Below are 17,555 nucleotides of genomic sequence, written 5' to 3'. Positions count from 1 at the left end.
TTTAACGAAAGGTTTGAAACAGATGCTTGACATTTTTAAGGGAAATGGGGCTTTCAACAGCCTGTTGGAATTGAATTATGCCTCGATACTGATTTCGCTGGGTGCCAGTCTTCTCAAAATCCTGGCCATAGTGATTATCTTTTATATTGCAAGGGCAATAGCCGAAAAAGTGGTACATAAAAGCTTTTCAACCCTGCAGTCACAGAAGAAGGTATCTGCAGCAAGGGTCAAAACTCTTGAGAGCCTGACTTCAAATATTATTGGATATGTTTTTATATTCATTTTGATAGTGACCATCCTGCAGATCCTGGGTATCCACGCCACTGCGGTCCTCGCTGGTGCAGGTGTTGTTGGCCTTGCTGTGGGGTTTGGCGCCCAGGGGCTGGTGAGTGACGTTGTGACAGGCTTCTTTCTCCTCCTTGAACGGCAGATGGATGTAGGTGATCACGTGACAATCGGAACTTTTTCAGGCATTGTTGAACAGGTAGGTCTGCGTACAACGCACATCAGGGGATTTGACGGGACTCTCCATTATGTCCCCAACCGGGGCATCACCAATCTCAGCAACCACTCAAGGGCGAATATGAAAACGCTCATTGATTTCCGTATTTCGTATCCTTCAGATTCGGACCTCGCACAGGAATTGATACAGGAAGCATTCAATAGATTTAAGACTGACAATCCATCCATCCTGGATGGGCCAAGCGTATTGAGCAGCGACCTATACATTCCACAGAATGAGCTCAGGATCATAGGCAGAACAGCCAGCGGTGAGCGGGCGGCTGTACTCACTCAGCTGCTCCGGATTATGGGTGAGACGCTCCGCAGGCATGGGATGGCAGTTCCTGATATCTGCCGGGACCTCCCCGAACAAGAGTAGAGGCATTTGAAACTGCCCGCTTCTGCCAAAGAATACAATAGGCAGCGCAGCAAAGCCCGGGAAACTCCCGGGCTTTGCTTTTTTAAAATACGAGACAGCTCTTATCTTTTTCCTTTATATTCTATATACTTTACCGCAAGTTCAATCGCTTTATCAATCGCCGCTTCATCGGGCACAAGCTTTGCGTGATGAAGTCCGTGTTCTGATGCCACTCCGAGCCAAAACATGAACCCTGGAATCTCCCTGGTCATGAATCCAAAGTCTTCTCCAGTCATGGCAGCGCTGCATTCATGAATGTGGATGTTTGTATGTTCACGGGCAAATTCCATGAACTCACGGGTCAGCTCCTCATGATTATATACCTGGTGATACATGGCTCCATAATCAATCTCCAGCTGGCAGCCATAGCTTTTTTCAATGCCTTTTGCTATGTCTTCGATCCTGGATTTTACATGTCTCATATTTTCTTCTGAAAAAGTCCGGATGGTTCCTTCGAGATGCACTTTTTCGGCTATGATATTCTGTGCGGTCCCCCCGTTTATAATTCCCAGAGTAATAACCGCCGAATCAAGCGGGTTAACATTCCTTGACACAATGGTCTGCAGCTGTCCGATGAGGGAGGCCGCTGCTATGATCATATCATTGCTGAGATGAGGATAGGCAGCATGTCCGCCTTTTCCTTTAAGGTCGATATATAGTTCAGACGTGTTTGCAAACAGCAGGCCTTCCTTAACGGCCACTGTGCCTACTTCATATTCCGGTGCAATGTGGAGGGCAAAAATTATATCCGGCATCCATTCTCTCATGATTTCGGATTGCAGCATGGGCTCAGCACCGCCCGGGCCTTCTTCTGCCGGCTGGAATATGAACAAAAGGTCATCATCCACCACGTTATGAACGAAGTGTGTCAGTACACCGAGGGCAATGCTCATATGAAAATCATGGCCGCAAGCATGCATGCGCCCGTCGTGCAAAGATTGAAATTCAAGCCCTGTTTCCTCGTTAATCTGAAGGCCATCCATATCTGCCCGGTAGCCGATCAGCTTTTGGGGATTTGCTCCCTTTACCTTTACAAAGATACCGGTGCGCCAGGTTTTAATTTCCATTCTGTCTTCTGGCAGTCCCTCCAGATAATTCAACAGGTATTCCTGAGTTTTAAATTCCTTGAATCCAATTTCAGGTATTCTATGAAGATCGCGTCTGATGGTTACAAAAGGATTCATCACCTTTTTTCCCCTTTCGGTTCCTTTAAATAATCCCCGCCAGGATTTCCTGACAGGGATTGTTAATTAAAGCTGGCGAAGCTCTTGCTTGATTTCTGTCTTAGATTTTGTCTTTTCGTCAATTTCTTTAATGACTTTGGCAGGTGTTCCTGCAACCACTGTGTATGGAGGAACGTCATCGATCACGATGGCGCCGGCTGCCACAACTGCACCCTTGCCCACTGTAACTCCTTCAAGCACGACAGCATTCGCTCCAATGACAACGTCATCCTCGACAATGACCGGTTTTGCAGAAGGCGGTTCAATCACTCCGGCAAGCACAGAACCAGCACCGATATGGCAGTTTTTGCCGACTGTCGCGCGTCCGCCAAGCACTACGTTCATATCAATCATGGTCCCTTCACCGATAACAGCACCAATATTTATAGAAGCACCCATCATGATGACCGCATTGTCCCCGATTTCAACCTGATCCCTGATAATGGCACCCGGCTCAATTCGTGCTTTGATATTTTTCATATCAAGCAGCGGGATGGCAGAATTGCGCCTGTCATTTTCCACTACATAATCTTCAATTCTTGACTCATTTTCGCGTAATGCTTTCTCGATTTCTGCCCACTCACCGAAAACAACTCCCGCATTGCCAGTTATGAATGTCTGTGAGCTGTCACCGAATTCAATCCCCTCTAGGTCGCCTCTCACATAAACCTTTACCGGAGTTGATTTTGTACTATTTTGTATAAACGAAATAATTTCATTTGCATCCATCATTTTCAAAGCAAAGTTCCTCCCAATTCTCTATGTATAGTATTTTTTTACTTTACCAAAGTAAATCATCCATGACAAGCCAGAAAAACGGCAGCAGGCTGTTTCCAATTTCGTTTACGTGTTCAGGTGGTCTTGCACCACTTCAACAAATGCCTCCACCTGTTTAAGACAGAAGGCTGATTCATACCCAAGGAGCCATGTATCCCTTTCGATCGGCTGCTGAAATTCATCGAGCAGGGGAATCTTGTAGATGCTTTTTTCACTTTCATTCAATGTGATGGCCGGAAGGATGGCATAGCCGATCCCGTTCATAGCCATCTGCTTGCAGGTTTCAATCTGGTCAACCACAATGGTCCTCTTTGGTGTTGACTGAAACTGTCTGTGCCACCAGTCATGGATTTCCTGGTAATAGTTTGAGTCGCTCTTGAACTGGATAAAAGGCCTGTCCGTTTCAATAACCTGCTCCAAATGCTTCATCTCTGTATCCACAAGAAAAAGCTGATCCTTAAAGAGGTGCTTCTTAACACCCTTCCAATCCGGAGTCCCCCTGATGATGCCAATATGAACCTGGCCTTCATAAAGCGTCTTCAATATCTCACTGCTCCAGCCCGTTATCAGCGAGATTTTAGCCCCAGGATACTTTTGCAGGAATTTTTTCAGCACCTGCGGAAGCCATTTTAAACCCACAATGGACGCACAGGCAATTTTCAGGGTGCCATGTACCCTTGAATCAAGCAGCTGGATTTCTTCCCGGACCTTCTCTTCCCTGTCCAGAAACTCATTGGCCAATTTAACGACGGATTCTCCCGCGGGTGTAAGAGTCAGCCCTTTTTGAGATCTGATAAAAAGCTTGGCTCCCCATTCCTTTTCGATGGTTTGCAGGCGCTGGGAAAGGGCCGGCTGTGAAACAAACAGCCTTTCAGCTGCTTTTCTCATATTCATTTCCTGAGCGAGGACGGACAGAAGCTTAAATTCATTGAAAGCCATATGGATGCCTCCCCACCATTTTTTTAGTCGACGCATCAAAATAATTATGACCCAGTCCTGTTTGTATGACAAGACAGTCCGCAGGCTGGGCCACCATGATTCCTGCATGTAAAAAAACTCCCTGATAAAGGGAGTTTAAACTGACCTTTTGGTATGCAGGTCTTGATTCAGCTTTTTGAGAAGGGCCCTTCTGGTCAATATTCCTTCAAAGTACCCTTCTTCATTTTCCACGCACACAAACGGATGGTCAATGAGAAGAGCCAGGCCTTTTTTAATTTTATCCGTGATCTTAAGCCTTGGAATGTCACAGCTCATGACCTCGGCAACTCTCTTTTGTTCAAGCTGTTCAAATTCTATGCGCTGCAGCCCGAGGATGGAGTCCAGGATGGCTGGTGTTGCGAGCAGGCCCTGAAGTTTATATTGAGGATCTAATACCGGGATGGCTGTATATCCGGTCTTTGTCAATACGAGCAGTGCATGTTCCAGGTTGTTTCCGCCCTGTACATGGGCCACCCTTTCTGAAGGGATTATAAATCCGCTGATATCCATTTCTAATAATTCTTCACTATAAACGCTCATCATTTATGAAATCTCCTCACCCTTGTATGTTGGCAGGCTGGAATTCCTGCCATTATATCGGTATATGTATTTACCCTTTGTTTGTTTTAATATTCCTTTTAATATATTGGCAAATCGGGCAGGTATAGATGATATTCTGGTTAGATTGGGCAGTGATCACCTGTTCATCCATCACTGCTTCCATTTGGCAGACCGGGCACCTGACTCTGGGAACATCCATCAATCGAATCCCTCCTTAAGACTAGTTTTAAGAGAGGGAATGAAAAACATACCTGGATTTTCTTTTTTTAGATCATTTCTTTTAGTCCGCCCCGTCCATTTCCTGCCTACATTATAACATTGAACCCGTTATATTACGAAAATAAAAAAAGAGTCCATAAAGGACTCTTAGGCGCTCAACAGGTCAAATATTTCGATGGCGATCATATCGATATTGTCGAATTGATATTTGGATGATTTACTTTTATCATTGAAGACTTCTAACTCGAAGGTTTCTGTTTTATTGAAGAAAGTCACCTGGCATTTCCTAACTCCTTCAATTTCAAAAAAACGCTGAGCTTGTTCAGTTTCTTTAGCCTGATCCTGAAGACTTTTTAACCTTGTCAGAATCCCCTGCAACTGAGACATGCGCTCACTCCTTTCCATTATGTAAGACCTTAAAAATAGGTTGGACCATTTTTAAGATTCTATCCTTTTATGCTGCATGTCAAATAAAAATGTTAAGATATCCATGCCCATATAAACAGAATAAATTAATGCGGCATATTTGTACATAAATAAGTGCAGGATCATAAAAATTAAATGTTTTGAAAAAATTTCACTTTGCCGGCTCCATGCCTTAAAATAACACATATGAAGCCAGGCCTCTAAGAAAGGAGCAGCAAGATGCAGAAAGTCATCCTTTATTCCCAGCCGGACTGCCCGCCTTGTGAATTCATCAAATTGTTTTTGAAAGAGCACGGAATCGCTTACGATGAAAAAAATATAAAAAGTGATGGGGCGGCGAGAAAGACATTGATGAATACCTATAATATGTTTTCCACACCTGTTCTTATTATTAAAGGAAAACCCTATACACCTTCACAGCTGGAAGAAATCCGCCAGATACTTTGCATAGAGGGGGAAAGGGCATAAAACCAGCATGAGTTCTCTATTTGCAGCCCTAAAGCGGTGCCCAGGCAAGGTATGCGAGGAAGATTAATAACGATCATACCGAGCTGCAGGAAGCCTTATGATACACATGCAGCTCCGCTTCTTTTCATCGAAAGAAATCCGGTCCACATTGGAACCGGACTTTTTTTATTCTAAACTGGCTGAAATGCTGGCAGTACCAACAAGACTGATTGCCAGGTCAATCCTTTCTGCGAAGGCAGCCCCAAGACCGGCTGCTGCACTTTCTGTCAGTACATTCAGTTCATTGGCCCCGGCTCCAGCAGATGCCGTTCCGCCATCGTCCACGGCTGCTTCCTCTTCCAGATCTTCCTCTGCGGCCAGGCTGTTACGGATATCCTCGATCTTCCATGTGTTCCCTTCCTTAACTAAATGAACACTTTCCGTATGGTCATCATACCCTACCGGACCTTCACTGCTCGCATTAAATTTTTCCGAAATAACCGCAGTATCTTCTTCAGCTTTCAACTTCGTCTGTTTATCATAACTGAAGAATGGAACATAATACACAGCCGCATCTGATCCAAGAGTCTGAAAAGCCCCGTTTATTTTCACTACATTTTCTTTAATGAATTTATCAATGAATGACTCTGTGAAATAAGGTTTAAGAGTTTCCCTTACACCTTCAAGGCTCTGTCCCTTATAACTCAATGAAACCTGGGCGGCAAACGCTCCAGTCAGTACGTCAAAGGCTGATTCCTTATGTATATGGGATTGACGGCTTCCATTGCTCTCTGCATGGATGGCGGTTATTCCGGTACTAAAGAATAGGGACATGGCAGTAAAGACAGTCATCAGTTTTTTCATCATCTTGTCACTCCTTAGTACAATTTTGTATGGATTATGATATCTATATCGTTTTTTTACCCGAACCTGAAGGCAAAAAACTTGAAATCTTCATCTAATGCCCATTCGGATAATATTTCCATACAAAAAAACCTCCTTAACTGGAGGTTTCCGCATACTGCTATAGTAATACATCATGTTCATACAGAAAAGAATAAGAAAGGTCAAGGAATAAAAAATCTTTCCCGCTCAAGGGATAAGAGAAAGTCCTGATGGTATCACCTGTTTCAATATCACTATACACATCGGAAAGGAAGCCCTTTTTTTCATGTATCATTTTAATGATGTTTTCCAGGAAATATGGACGCCAGCTCCAGTTTTTGCTGCGGTACTCCTCCTGGATGATCCAGGAACCGTTAGACCTGAATAAATTGGGAGACTTTTGAAAGCCTTCTTCATCACAAATATAAAGCCTGAAGCACATAGTTTCCAATTCCATGGCAAGCGCCTGCAGCAGCTCAGTTCCCGCTTGGCGGCGCTTGAATTTTGCAAGCAGTTCAGCCAGACGGGTCTGAAAATTCACCGTAATTTCATAGACCTTTTCCAATTTGCTTTTTTCCAGCAGTATGAATTCATGAAATTCTTCCTTAAATTTATCTCTAAGGATATTCCTGTCGACAAAATGCCCAATGGGTGCATGAAGATATGTTCCTTGATAATAACGGCCGCCATTCTTCCAGGCATAGTGCATATCATAATTATTTTCGATACCTTCAAAAAGCAGGGCAGCACCCATTTTCCTTGCAAGCATTTTAACAGGATACATTAAGTCATTCTGGCCCCCGCTGTTCCGCATGGTCTTTAAGTTCATTTTGAGGATTTGCGGAGAAAGCTTGGCTATCCTCTCCATATGGCTCTTTTCCCCAAGATTGCCTATAGCCACACCCATTCCATAGGTACGGAAATATGTAAGCATATAATAGAGAGGATCCAGTTCCCCTTTATAGTTTGCTTCTGAGATTTCAAGCATGATCATATCCAGCTTATCCGGGAGGTGCTGTTTAAGTATTTCAAGATACCCTTCCCCATGATCCTGCATTAACAGATCAGGGTCTCTATTGATGAAAAGAAGCGCAGAATCACTGGCTGCCCCAAGCTTGGTCAGCGCCCTTTCTAGAATGATATTCTCCACTTCAATCCTGTATTCGTCAGGTATGTCAGGATCATTAAGAAAGGAATCCAGGCTGTGCGCCTGACTGCCTGATTGAATCCTGCCAAGTACCCCGTACCCGATCACCTGGTGTCCATCCGCGCTGAATACGGGCTGAAAGCAGGGAAAAATTTTATCAGTATTCTCTAATATTTCAACAGCATCCACAGCAGCCCCTCCAACCAAGAATCTTTTTTTTATTTTACCACCAGATGACATGGAGGCAATAAAATGAATACTCCCGCCAACAAACTTAGTGGTGTCTTATACTGCTTATCATAAAAATATATATCCAATGGAAGGCTGATGCTATGTGGAAATTTTGCAGCCGGAGTGATACTAAAGCTTCAACCGGCCGGTTTATGTATAAAAAAGCGGCAGGTCCAATGAGCACACAGTAACTTTCTAGAAGGGATGCTGATTGAGCCACTGTCCTCCATCCATGGTTATGCATTCACCGTTTATATATCCGGCTTCGGGTGAGAAGAGGTAACTCGCCAATCCGGCTATCTCTTCAGGAGTACCAAGCCTCTTAAGCGGTACACTGTCCAGTGTTCTCCTGGCAGCTTCTTCCGATTCCCAAAGCTTTTCCGCTCCTCCAGTCCTTTCTATCGGACCCGGTGCGATGGCATTCACCCGTATTCCGTACCGGCTGCCCCATTCAACAGCGAGAGTACGGGTCATGGACAGCACTCCTGCTTTGGCGCTCGCCGAATGTATGACCCCGGCTCCTGCTCCCCAGGCATATGTTGCGACCATATTGATGATGCTGCCTTTGATTCCTTTTTCAATCCAGTATTTCCCTACTTCGCTTGTACAATAGAAGGTTCCATTCAAGACAATGTCTATGACAGATTTCCAGCCGTTCGGCGACAATTTTTCAGCCGGGCATATGAAGTTCCCTGCCGCATTATTGACCAGGAAATCAATCGTACCGAATGTCTCCAATGTTTTTTCAACCATATGCCGTACATGCTCCACTTCCCTCACATCCATCTGGATGGTAAGTACTCGGCCTTCTCCCGTTTCTATTTCACCCTTTGCCTGCTCAAGCCGCTCTGGATTCCGTCCGGTAATGACTACATTTGCACCTGAATCCGCAAACCTTTTAGCCATGAACTTCCCCATACCGCTGGATCCTCCAGTGATGATGATCACTTTATCTTTCATTCTAAACCCCTCTTCCAAAAGATGAATAGTCATTCATTTCAATGATAGCATTTATTTTCTCAATTTTCTAACAAAAATGGCAAAAGAAAAACCCGGCTCTCTTATTTCTGCCGGATCTTATACCAACGGGACCAACTTCCCGCCTATTAAAAATTGGTCATAATATCAGCTGATAAAATAGAACATCCTGCCATTGATCAAATTTGTAACCAACTTCCCTGAAGCAGCCTGCATATTGGAATCCAAATTTTTTATGCATTTCTACACTGGTGTCATTGCCGGCGGTAATTCCGGCGATAATGACGTGAAACCCGGCGCTCCCTGCTTTTTCAATGATAGCTTCCATAAGTCTGCCTGCGGCGCCTCTTCCTCTATACACAGCATCTATATAAATTGAAATCTCTACGGTCTGCCTGTATGCTTCTTTTTCCCTAAAGGGCGACAAAGAACAATACCCCGCTGCCCTGCCATCGATCTCAGCCACTAAAAGCGGATAATCCTTCCCATACTTGCTGAACCACTGCTGCCTCTCTGCGAGAGTTTGCTCCTTAAGATCAAACGTCGCTGCCGTATTCCTGATTGCCTCATTATAAATATCGAGCAAAAACGGCAGATCGCACTCCACTGCATCTCTAATAATCACACATATAACCCCCGTCTGTTCTTTCTACATATACTATAAGAACAAACCCCTGCCTTGACAATCCCCTTTCTTTGAATAAGGGAAATGAGCGACAGTCCCCTGGGAAATAGTCCAAAATGGAAGGGGTTTGCAGATTTTGGCTTGGGGTTATGGCTATTATTTCACGGGTGTTTTTGTTACTATTTATGAGTAAAAATTCAATTGTATAGATAGGTTGATTAGATGAAAAAGTGGACAAGAAGGTCTTTTTTGAAGTCCAGTCTGGGAGTCCTCCTTTCAGCAGCCGGAGCAGGTGCGGGCGGCAAATATTATGCTGAGGAGGTTGAACCGAGATGGCTTGAGGTTAATTCATATAAAATCAGCCATAAGTTGATCCCGCGGGGGTTTGGCGGTATAAAGATTGTTCAATTCAGCGACACCCATATTGGCTTTCAGTTCCAGCTCAATGACCTTAAGGCGGCTGTGAAGAAGATCAGCAGCCTCCAGCCTGATATGATTTTCTTCACAGGGGATCTGATGGATGCACCAAATGAGTATGCACATCAGGAAGATATCATACCGGTGCTGAGTTCGCTGAATCCCCCCCTTGGGAAGTTCTGCGTATATGGCAACCATGACCACGGGGGCTATGGTACAGATATCTATGAAAACATAATGAAGCAGGCTGGCTTTACGGTCTTAAAAAATGATTACAGGATAGTAAAACTTTTAAATGGCGACTCTATCTGCATCTCCGGGATTGACGAACCGATGCTTGGCAGACCGGATTTAAACCGGGCGCTCGACCGGGCAGAAGGCAGGTATCATATTAATCTGTCACATGCGCCCGACCTCGCAGACGATATTTCCGCGTTTCCGGTTCATCTTCAGCTGAGCGGCCACAGTCATGGCGGGCAGGTGCAGATTCCATTTGCGGGCGCACTGGTTAAACCCCCATTCGCGGAGAAATATATCGAGGGCTTCTATGACATCGGTTCTGTCAAACTTTATGTAAACCGGGGGCTGGGAACCACACGGCTTCCCTATAGGGTACTGTCAAGGCCGGAGATTACCATATTTGAACTGGAGAGGAAACACTGATCTTCTTGCTTGGGTGAAATAGTGAAGGAGCAGAGCCCATGAGGCTGCTGCTCCTTTTTTATTGAAGTGTGAAGTTCTTTTTCGTCAGCAGCGCTTTTTCAATCTCAACGGGGGGCATTGGCTTTGAAAACAGATAACCCTGTCCCTTCTGGCAATTTGCTTCCCTGAGGAAACCTGCCTGCTCAGGCACTTCAACGCCTTCCGCTATCACCTCAAGACCGAGGCTCTGCCCCAGGTGGATGATGGTTGTAATGATGGCTGCATCCTTCCTGTCATAAAGGATTTCCCTGACAAAGGACTGATCGATCTTCAAGGTATCCAGCGGGAATTGTTTTAAATAGCTTAAGGAAGAATATCCGGTCCCGAAGTCGTCCACTGAAATGGACAGGCCGATCTCCTTGAGCTTCGTTACGATTTCAAGGCTCTCCACAGTATTCTGGATAGCACCTTCCGTTATTTCGATTTCAAGCCTCGCAGGACTCACTTCATACTTCTTGATCACCTCATTCAGCCTTTCGGCAAGCTGAGGCTGCAGAAATTGTTTCGGCGAGAGATTGACTGCCACTTTTATTTCCGGCAGTCCTTTACTATCCCACTCCACAATCTGTCTGCACACTTCCTCAAGCACCCATTCCCCTATCGGGACAATCAGTGCCGTATCTTCCGCCAGCGGAATGAATTCAGCCGGGGAAACGTACCCCAGGGTAGGGTTATGCCAGCGAAGCAATGCTTCCAGGCTCTCAATCTGATTGGTGGCAAGATTGATTTGCGGCTGATAATAAAGGCTTAATTCTTTCTTCTCAATGGCCCTTCTAAGATTAGACTCCATCACAACAATATTGGGCTGATGAAGAAGGATATCCTTGCTGAAAAACTGAAAATGCGCCTTGCCTCTTTCCTTCACCCTATGGAGGGCACCGTCTGCTTTCCTTAATAGGGTTTCGCTGTCTATCCCATCAAGCGGATACATGCTTATCCCAATGCTTGGGGAAATAAAATAATCCTGGCCCCGAAGTGTAAAGGGCAGACCAAACTGGTTGAACAGCACAACAGCAAACTGCTCTGCTTCCTCTTTACTGCTGTGGCTGAGCAGGACGGTAAATTCATCTCCGCCCTGCCGGTATAGCTTGTAGTCAAAATCCCTGATGGTCAAAAGCCTCCTGCCCACTTCCTTGAGAAGGGCATCACCGATGTTATGTCCAAGGGAATCATTCAGGTACTTGAATCTGTCAAGATCTATATTGTAGATGGCAATCTGTTTTGCAGGGGCGCTCGCCTCGGCAATTGCTTCATTTATATCACGTATGAGTGCCGTCCTGTTCATCAGACCGGTCAGCTGGTCATGATAAGCCATATATTTTATAGTTTCCAGATTGTCCTTTTGGGCAGTAATATTTCTCAAGATGATATACAGGCCTTTCACCTGCCCTGCAATAATGATCGGAACTGTCCGGATATGGACTGAGATGCCGGAGCCTCCCTTTTCAATGAAACAGAGATCAATCGACTCCATGGCAGCGCCTTTCATTGAACCGCTGAATAATGCCTTAAAGCTCTCCTGATCTTCCTCACTTAAGAATGAAGCAAACTTCTTCATGTTCAGTTCCATCCCGCTGAAGCCGGTGATTTTATATGCGGCGGGATTCACATTTAGAATATTACCGGTTTCATCCAGTGTAAAGATAGAATCCATATTATGATCAATCAGCGACCGGAACCGATCCTGGCTTTCTATCAGCTTTTCATTTTCAAGCACCGCTTCTGTGATATCCCTTGTCACACTGACAATATACTGAACCGGTCCGGCTGCTTCACCCACCGGCGTCAGAATGGATTCTCCAAAAAACCGCCTGCCGCTTGATGAGATGCCGGAATCTTTAAAATACACCGCCTCCCCGGTTTCCAGGACCTGATTATAATGGCGGATGAGCTCATGGGACTTTTCAAAAGACACCACATCCTGAATCAGCCTGCCAATGCTTCCATCGTTCAGGCCGGCACGTTCAAGAGCCACTTCATTGGCAAACAAGTACCGGAATTGACCTGCTCCTTCCACCTTCATGATAAAAAGCATATCTTTTACATGCCGGAACATAATTTCGAGAAGGATTGTATCCATGTTACCGCTTCCGTTTGTATGTAATTTATTGAGATAATTATTGAATGAATCCATAATGTCAGCACCTTAAGGAATGCCGCTGTATGTGTCCCCAGTCTGATGGAAGAACAGATACAGTGGAAGTAATTCCGTATTTTGTTAGTTTTTGTATACTGTCATTTTACAACGAATTTTCATTATGCACAGCAAAAATAAGAAAATAAAAATACTTCCCTGATTCTAAAGTATCTTTGACAGATACATGCCTATCATGCGGCCGATTGAAAAGGCCAGGAGGCTGCCGCCAAGTGAGAGGATGATGTACAGCACAAAGCCCTTCAGATTGTTTTCCCTTAGCAGCTGAGCTGCTTCAAGGCTGAAAGTCGACATGGTTGTAAAAGAGCCTAAAAACCCAGCGGAGGCAAACAAAATGAAGTGCTGCCCTGAGCCTTCTAAAAATGGCAGGACAAGTCCAAGCAAGAAACAGCCTGCTATATTGATTGCGGCAATGGAAAGAGGTATGGATGACTTTCGCCGGGCAAGAAACGACATCCCAGCCAGGAATCGTGCAATTGATCCTAAAAACCCACCTATTGCCACTGAAAGATAATCCAATTCAATTCACCGCCTTTCCTGCTGCCGAGTACCCAAGGAGAGCCGAACCTATACACAGCACCGCTGTGGATACGATATATAAAAGCCCGGACAGACCACCGTCGAACAATAATGAGCAGACTTCCTTTGAAAAGGTGGACATGGTCGAAAAGCCCCCGCAAAAACCTGTGCCCAGGAAGATTAGAAGCACAGGTTTTTTTTCTTTGATTTGTAATCCATTTAAATATCCAATCAGGAGGCTCGCCAGTATATTGGCAGTTAATGTGCCTGCAGGTCCAGCCGCCCCCTGCTGGAGCCAGAACCTCGCCATGGCCCCGGCCGCACCGCCGAAGCCTGCGGCCGCTATACTCTTAAGCATGATCCCCCTCCTAATACTCTCATGACAGGCTCCATATAGGCCTGCATCTCATATTATAGCTTAGGATAGACATCTTTTCACAGGTGTACATGCAGTTATAGAGAGGAAGAGTTGCTTTGTATTATCAACAAACAGATTACCTGCAATACGGCCGGCCGCCGGCTCCCCTTGTACAGGAACAGGGAAACGATGAGCGCTTTTTTCCGCTGCTTCCATTTGCAGCCGGCCTTGCCATCGGCCCCCTGCTGTTTAACAGACCCTATTTTTATCCATATCCTGTATACCCGGCTCTGCCAGTGCCCCCCTATTACTATTATTAGACAATCTGATGAGGATTCTTCAGCCCCTCCCCTTAAATCGGGCTGAAGAATATTTATATCTTTTATCTAATTCAGGATTTTAAGTTTAAGTTCGATACATATAGGGCAAAACGAAGATGACATGATAAGGAGATTAGACTTAAGCCTATTCAATGCAAAAGTTCATCTCTTTTTCTCCATTAGAAAATGTTATAATAAATGTCAAAAAATATTTGGAACTGAAAGGAGATTTATATGAGCCAGCCCAATCAGGGCAAGCCGGGCACTTCGGTTTCCTTCCAAACCTTAGCCCAGGCCATCTTTGTCGTCAACAAGCATGCCAAGACAGCGTTGAAGCCCCAAAACCTTTACCATCTCAAACAAAAAGCGTTAGATCAGCTGATGCAGGAAGGGAAAGCCAAGAAAGTGGGTCTCCACTTTTCTGATAATCCGCGTTTTTCACGTCAGCAGTCAGATGTAATTGTAGAATGCGGAGATTATATTTTTCACCTGCCTCCAACCAGGGAGGATAAAACATCCCTTCCCCATTTAGGTAGCCGCCTTTCCGGCAAAAGAAATCCAAAAGCCCATTTGTCACTGTCCAAGGCGAGGAGCATCCTCCAGGATTATTTAGGCATCAACCATGCCAAGAAACCGCCGGAGAAAAAAAACAGCCGGACCCAAAGAAGGGTTCCTCAGCCAAAAACACCTGACTGCTTCTCTTCCTCATTCCTTGGCGGAGATGTCTCTTTCCCCAAACCAAAAAGATAAGGAGCCCTATGTAAAGGGCTCCTTATCTTTTTCTTTGGAAAAGGGGCGGAGCTGCTTGTATCAAAAGACTTCCTCCAGCCCGGTATGATCATCATGGATTTTGCTGGCATTCCTGCCAGCACCTTACTCCGCTCCACTGCCTTATTGTATTTGTTCCTGTTCTTTTCAGGTTCCTTTTCATGCATGGGCTGCGAGCAGGTATTTCAGGATGGTTTTATGCATTCGGCAAGTTCCCTTAATTCATAGAAGTACCCGGGAACCTCTTCATGAGATGTATGGTCCAGTATCGCTCGTGAAACATTCGAGTAATACCAGTACTGTTTATCTCTGCCTCTTTTAAAATGGGACCACACAGCATCCCCATATTCATCATAATTACTGATAATACTTTTCAGGTTATCAAGCTTATCAGCCGCCACCAGCGCCTTCAGCTCTATGCCGGCTACCCTTACACTTTGTATCGTATGCATTTTTCTTTCTTCCCAGGTGAGGTTCTTTTCCTCTGTATTGCCGGCAACGAGCCTGGCAACTTCCGGTCCAAATTCAAGCTGAATTTCCTGAATGGTGACTGAAGTATCCTCCACCACATCATGGAGCAGTCCTGCAGCCACTACTTCTTCTGCAAAATGTGCGCTCCGGAGTATCTCAGCAACATTCAAGGGATGCTCTATATAAGGTGTGCCCCTTATTTTCCTGATCTGCCCCTGATGAGCTGATCTTGCAAACCGCTCTGCTTTTACGATCAATTGATTCATGGAATCCATCCTGTCTTTAGTGGATCAGCTCATCCATATATTCAATCAGCCTGCCTATTTCCGGCTTGCTCACCTGCGCGTCTGCACCTACCATCTTTCCTTTATGGCGGAGATCTTCTGTAATCAAAGAAGAGAAGATAATCACAGGAAGCTGTTTGAAGGCTTCACTTGTTTTGATCCTGCGTGTCAGATGAAGACCGTCCATTTTCGGCATTTCGATATCAGTGATGAGCAGGTCGACTTCTGCTTCAACTTTTTTGCCCTCTTTCTCCAGGGCCTCTAAATAAGCAAGTGTATCACTGCCGTTTTCAAAGAATTTCACCTGCTGGATACCGGCCTCAAGAAGGGTTCCTTCTATCAGCTTTCTTAAAAGTGCTGAATCCTCGGCAACTATTACCTTTTTATCTGACCTGTCCCGGGCCTCAACATGCTTCAGCCTGCCTGCATGGATACCGGAATCCGGATTGATGTCAACAATCATCTTTTCAAAGTCCAAAAGCATCAGCATATTGCCTTCAAGGTTTACCATGCCTACTATCTGGCTTTCGAGGCCCTGCATGAGTCCAGTTGGTTTTTCGATAGCCTCCCATGACAGCCTGTGGATCTGGGTGACGGAATGCACATGGAAAACCGTCTTTTGCATATTGAATTCTGCCACGATAAATTTATCATCATGCGGCGTCTGTGATGGCGGCAGACCAAGCGCAACCGCTACATCAATGATGGGAAGGACTTCTCCCCTAAGCTCGATGACCCCTTCAACGTGCCGGTGTGAACGGGGAATCGGTGTCACAGACACAGGTTTTATAATTTCTTTGACTTTAATGACATTGATGCCGAATTTAATAGCCCCAATTCCAAATTCAACTACTTCTATCTCGTTTGTGCCGCTCTCCAGCAATATACCTTTATTTGAATCCATATATTCAGCCTCCATGCCTGCCGGTCAGCTGCAGCTTCCCGGTACTTTCTTCTATATACTATTTCGGCTGGAAAGCTGATTTCTTTACTATAATCCACTGCCTGGAGCGTAAATATGTTGAGAGTCCTTTATAGGAGCTTAAAGAAAGAATTCTGTATCTATACTAATTTCACCGATTCCGGCCCGGCCTGCCATTATATTTTATAATGAGCTTTTGCGATCTTGTTATCCAGCCCTTTTTGTAGAAAAACAAGAACATTGAAGTAGAAATGATGATCATTAGACCGATGATCAGCGGAAATCCATATTTCCAATGAAGCTCGGGCATATAATCGAAATTCATGCCGTAAATTCCGACAATAAAGGTTAGCGGCATGAAAATCGTGGTAATCACAGTCAGCGTCATCATGATTGTATTCATATTGTAGGAATTCATGGAAATATAACTGTCCCTGATGTCAGATGAAAATTCCCGGAAGGACTCCATCATTTCAACCAGCTTGAGCAAGTGGTCGTATATGTCGTGAAAATAAAGCTTCTGGTCGGGCAGTTGGTTCAGTCTCTCGGAATTTGTGATCCGGTACAATAAATCCCTCATTGGGATGAGCGTTTTTCTGATTTTGTTAAGGTCTCCCCTGATATCGAACAATTCTTCCATCAAATCAGTTGCTGAGTTCCTGCCGGGATTATCATCCAGGCTGTTCAGGCAATCCTCAATCTTGAAGAGGATTGGAAAAAAGTTATCCACGATCTTGTCAATGGTCCAGTGGACGATGGAAAAGGGCCCATGCAGGCTTTCTTTTGAAGCCGCAAAGGACTCCCACATTCGCTCAATCTCCGGAAGCACTTTTTTATGGTAGGTAACTGCCTGCCTCGCGCCCATAAATATGTCTACTTCTTCCGCTTCAAGTGTCACATAATCCAGGGCGTGGACTACGAGGAATTGATACTCACCATAAAAGTCAATTTTTGGCCGCTGCAGGAAATCGTCAAAACAATCCTCCACCGCAAGCGGATGAAAATCAAAGAATGAACCCAGCTTCTCTGTTTCTTCCTGCGTCGGATTTGAAAAGTCAGTCCAGCTCCATTTGATGTCTCCGCGCTTCGTATCTTCCAGGGTCAGATTGGTCAAAACCTGCCCGCTTTCTGTAATAGCCGCTGTTCTGATCAAAAAAATCTCCTTTCCGGGGGGCAGTCCCCCATTTCCTGATTATTTCCCGTTGCTCTTTATCGTGGTAAAA

The 17,555-nt window shown here is 45.0% G+C and carries 21 protein-coding genes; 5 read left to right on the top strand and 16 right to left on the bottom strand.

All coding sequences use genetic code 11. The features are described 5' to 3' along the window. The first annotated feature begins 22 nt into the window (after window positions 1-22). Window positions 23-880 carry a mechanosensitive ion channel family protein gene (locus V1501_RS06495; RefSeq protein ID WP_409292010.1) on the top strand — a complete coding sequence of 286 codons (858 nt, stop codon included), beginning with the start codon at window positions 23-25 and terminating at the stop codon, window positions 878-880. 101 nt (window positions 881-981) lie between these two features. Here the strand turns inward: V1501_RS06495 and V1501_RS06490 are convergent, their stop codons facing one another. The 6 genes from V1501_RS06490 to V1501_RS06465 all read right to left on the bottom strand — a co-directional run bounded on the left by V1501_RS06490 (window position 982) and on the right by V1501_RS06465 (window position 5,064). Then, window positions 982-2,103 (bottom strand): N-acetyldiaminopimelate deacetylase, encoded by a 1,122-nt coding sequence (locus V1501_RS06490; RefSeq protein WP_409293272.1) that lies wholly within the window; start codon window positions 2,101-2,103, stop codon window positions 982-984. A gap of 66 nt (window positions 2,104-2,169) precedes the next feature. Beyond that, window positions 2,170-2,880: a 2,3,4,5-tetrahydropyridine-2,6-dicarboxylate N-acetyltransferase gene (dapD, locus tag V1501_RS06485; protein ID WP_409292009.1), complete on the bottom strand. Its 711-nt coding sequence runs from the start codon at window positions 2,878-2,880 to the stop codon at window positions 2,170-2,172. Window positions 2,881-2,985: 105 nt separating this feature from the next. Continuing rightward, window positions 2,986-3,858 carry a LysR family transcriptional regulator gene (locus tag V1501_RS06480; protein ID WP_409292008.1) on the bottom strand — a complete coding sequence of 291 codons (873 nt, stop codon included), beginning with the start codon at window positions 3,856-3,858 and terminating at the stop codon, window positions 2,986-2,988. Between the two features lie 135 nt (window positions 3,859-3,993). Further along, complete coding sequence (cbpB, locus tag V1501_RS06475) at window positions 3,994-4,440, bottom strand: cyclic-di-AMP-binding protein CbpB (protein WP_409292007.1); 447 nt, start codon at window positions 4,438-4,440, stop codon at window positions 3,994-3,996. A 67-nt stretch (window positions 4,441-4,507) separates the two neighbouring features. Beyond that, window positions 4,508-4,657 (bottom strand): hypothetical protein, encoded by a 150-nt coding sequence (locus V1501_RS06470; RefSeq protein WP_409293497.1) that lies wholly within the window; start codon window positions 4,655-4,657, stop codon window positions 4,508-4,510. A gap of 167 nt (window positions 4,658-4,824) precedes the next feature. Further along, on the bottom strand, window positions 4,825-5,064 hold the full coding sequence (locus tag V1501_RS06465; RefSeq protein WP_409292006.1) for a YkuJ family protein: 240 nt from the start codon (window positions 5,062-5,064) through the stop codon (window positions 4,825-4,827). Window positions 5,065-5,322: 258 nt separating this feature from the next. Here V1501_RS06465 and V1501_RS06460 point away from each other — a divergent pair, with 258 nt between their 5' ends. After that, window positions 5,323-5,571 (top strand): glutaredoxin family protein, encoded by a 249-nt coding sequence (locus tag V1501_RS06460; protein ID WP_409292005.1) that lies wholly within the window; start codon window positions 5,323-5,325, stop codon window positions 5,569-5,571. Window positions 5,572-5,736: 165 nt separating this feature from the next. Here V1501_RS06460 and V1501_RS06455 read toward each other — a convergent pair whose 3' ends face one another. The 4 genes from V1501_RS06455 to V1501_RS06440 all read right to left on the bottom strand — a co-directional run bounded on the left by V1501_RS06455 (window position 5,737) and on the right by V1501_RS06440 (window position 9,416). Beyond that, complete coding sequence (locus tag V1501_RS06455) at window positions 5,737-6,417, bottom strand: DUF3993 domain-containing protein (RefSeq protein ID WP_409292004.1); 681 nt, start codon at window positions 6,415-6,417, stop codon at window positions 5,737-5,739. Window positions 6,418-6,574: 157 nt separating this feature from the next. Continuing rightward, a complete protein-coding gene (locus V1501_RS06450; protein ID WP_409292003.1) occupies window positions 6,575-7,771 on the bottom strand; it encodes an EAL-associated domain-containing protein in 1,197 nt (398 codons plus the stop codon). Between the two features lie 237 nt (window positions 7,772-8,008). Continuing rightward, complete coding sequence (gene fadH / locus V1501_RS06445) at window positions 8,009-8,773, bottom strand: 2,4-dienoyl-CoA reductase (protein WP_409292002.1); 765 nt, start codon at window positions 8,771-8,773, stop codon at window positions 8,009-8,011. 157 nt (window positions 8,774-8,930) lie between these two features. After that, a complete protein-coding gene (locus V1501_RS06440; RefSeq protein ID WP_409292001.1) occupies window positions 8,931-9,416 on the bottom strand; it encodes a GNAT family N-acetyltransferase in 486 nt (161 codons plus the stop codon). A gap of 222 nt (window positions 9,417-9,638) precedes the next feature. Here V1501_RS06440 and V1501_RS06435 point away from each other — a divergent pair, with 222 nt between their 5' ends. Continuing rightward, complete coding sequence (locus tag V1501_RS06435) at window positions 9,639-10,496, top strand: metallophosphoesterase (RefSeq protein WP_409292000.1); 858 nt, start codon at window positions 9,639-9,641, stop codon at window positions 10,494-10,496. A gap of 58 nt (window positions 10,497-10,554) precedes the next feature. Here V1501_RS06435 and V1501_RS06430 read toward each other — a convergent pair whose 3' ends face one another. From V1501_RS06430 to V1501_RS06420, 3 genes are all read right to left on the bottom strand, one after another. Further along, on the bottom strand, window positions 10,555-12,669 hold the full coding sequence (locus V1501_RS06430) for a putative bifunctional diguanylate cyclase/phosphodiesterase (protein ID WP_409291999.1): 2,115 nt from the start codon (window positions 12,667-12,669) through the stop codon (window positions 10,555-10,557). Between the two features lie 165 nt (window positions 12,670-12,834). Continuing rightward, window positions 12,835-13,209 (bottom strand): fluoride efflux transporter CrcB, encoded by a 375-nt coding sequence (crcB, locus tag V1501_RS06425; protein WP_409291998.1) that lies wholly within the window; start codon window positions 13,207-13,209, stop codon window positions 12,835-12,837. Window position 13,210: 1 nt separating this feature from the next. Beyond that, window positions 13,211-13,567 (bottom strand): fluoride efflux transporter FluC, encoded by a 357-nt coding sequence (locus V1501_RS06420; RefSeq protein ID WP_409291997.1) that lies wholly within the window; start codon window positions 13,565-13,567, stop codon window positions 13,211-13,213. A gap of 116 nt (window positions 13,568-13,683) precedes the next feature. Here V1501_RS06420 and V1501_RS06415 point away from each other — a divergent pair, with 116 nt between their 5' ends. After that, the gene (locus V1501_RS06415) at window positions 13,684-13,887 is read left to right on the top strand and encodes a hypothetical protein (protein ID WP_409291996.1); all 204 of its coding nucleotides are present in this window, start codon (window positions 13,684-13,686) and stop codon (window positions 13,885-13,887) included. 234 nt (window positions 13,888-14,121) lie between these two features. Then, on the top strand, window positions 14,122-14,637 hold the full coding sequence (locus V1501_RS06410) for a YkyB family protein (protein WP_409291995.1): 516 nt from the start codon (window positions 14,122-14,124) through the stop codon (window positions 14,635-14,637). A gap of 203 nt (window positions 14,638-14,840) precedes the next feature. On the opposite strand, the gene V1501_RS06405 is transcribed toward V1501_RS06410, so the two are convergent. The 3 genes from V1501_RS06405 to corA all read right to left on the bottom strand — a co-directional run bounded on the left by V1501_RS06405 (window position 14,841) and on the right by corA (window position 17,485). After that, window positions 14,841-15,392 carry an HD domain-containing protein gene (locus V1501_RS06405; RefSeq protein WP_409291994.1) on the bottom strand — a complete coding sequence of 184 codons (552 nt, stop codon included), beginning with the start codon at window positions 15,390-15,392 and terminating at the stop codon, window positions 14,841-14,843. Between the two features lie 16 nt (window positions 15,393-15,408). Beyond that, on the bottom strand, window positions 15,409-16,314 hold the full coding sequence (locus V1501_RS06400) for a chemotaxis protein (protein WP_409291993.1): 906 nt from the start codon (window positions 16,312-16,314) through the stop codon (window positions 15,409-15,411). 169 nt (window positions 16,315-16,483) lie between these two features. Beyond that, on the bottom strand, window positions 16,484-17,485 hold the full coding sequence (gene corA / locus V1501_RS06395) for a magnesium/cobalt transporter CorA (RefSeq protein WP_409291992.1): 1,002 nt from the start codon (window positions 17,483-17,485) through the stop codon (window positions 16,484-16,486). Between the last annotated feature and the right edge of the window lie 70 nt (window positions 17,486-17,555).

Origin of the sequence: Paraperibacillus esterisolvens (assembly GCF_046237625.1) — a bacterium.
In the GTDB taxonomy this organism is placed as follows: Bacteria; Bacillota; Bacilli; order Bacillales; family DSM-1321; genus Paraperibacillus; species Paraperibacillus esterisolvens.
This window is presented reverse-complemented; position numbering and strand designations above follow the sequence as displayed.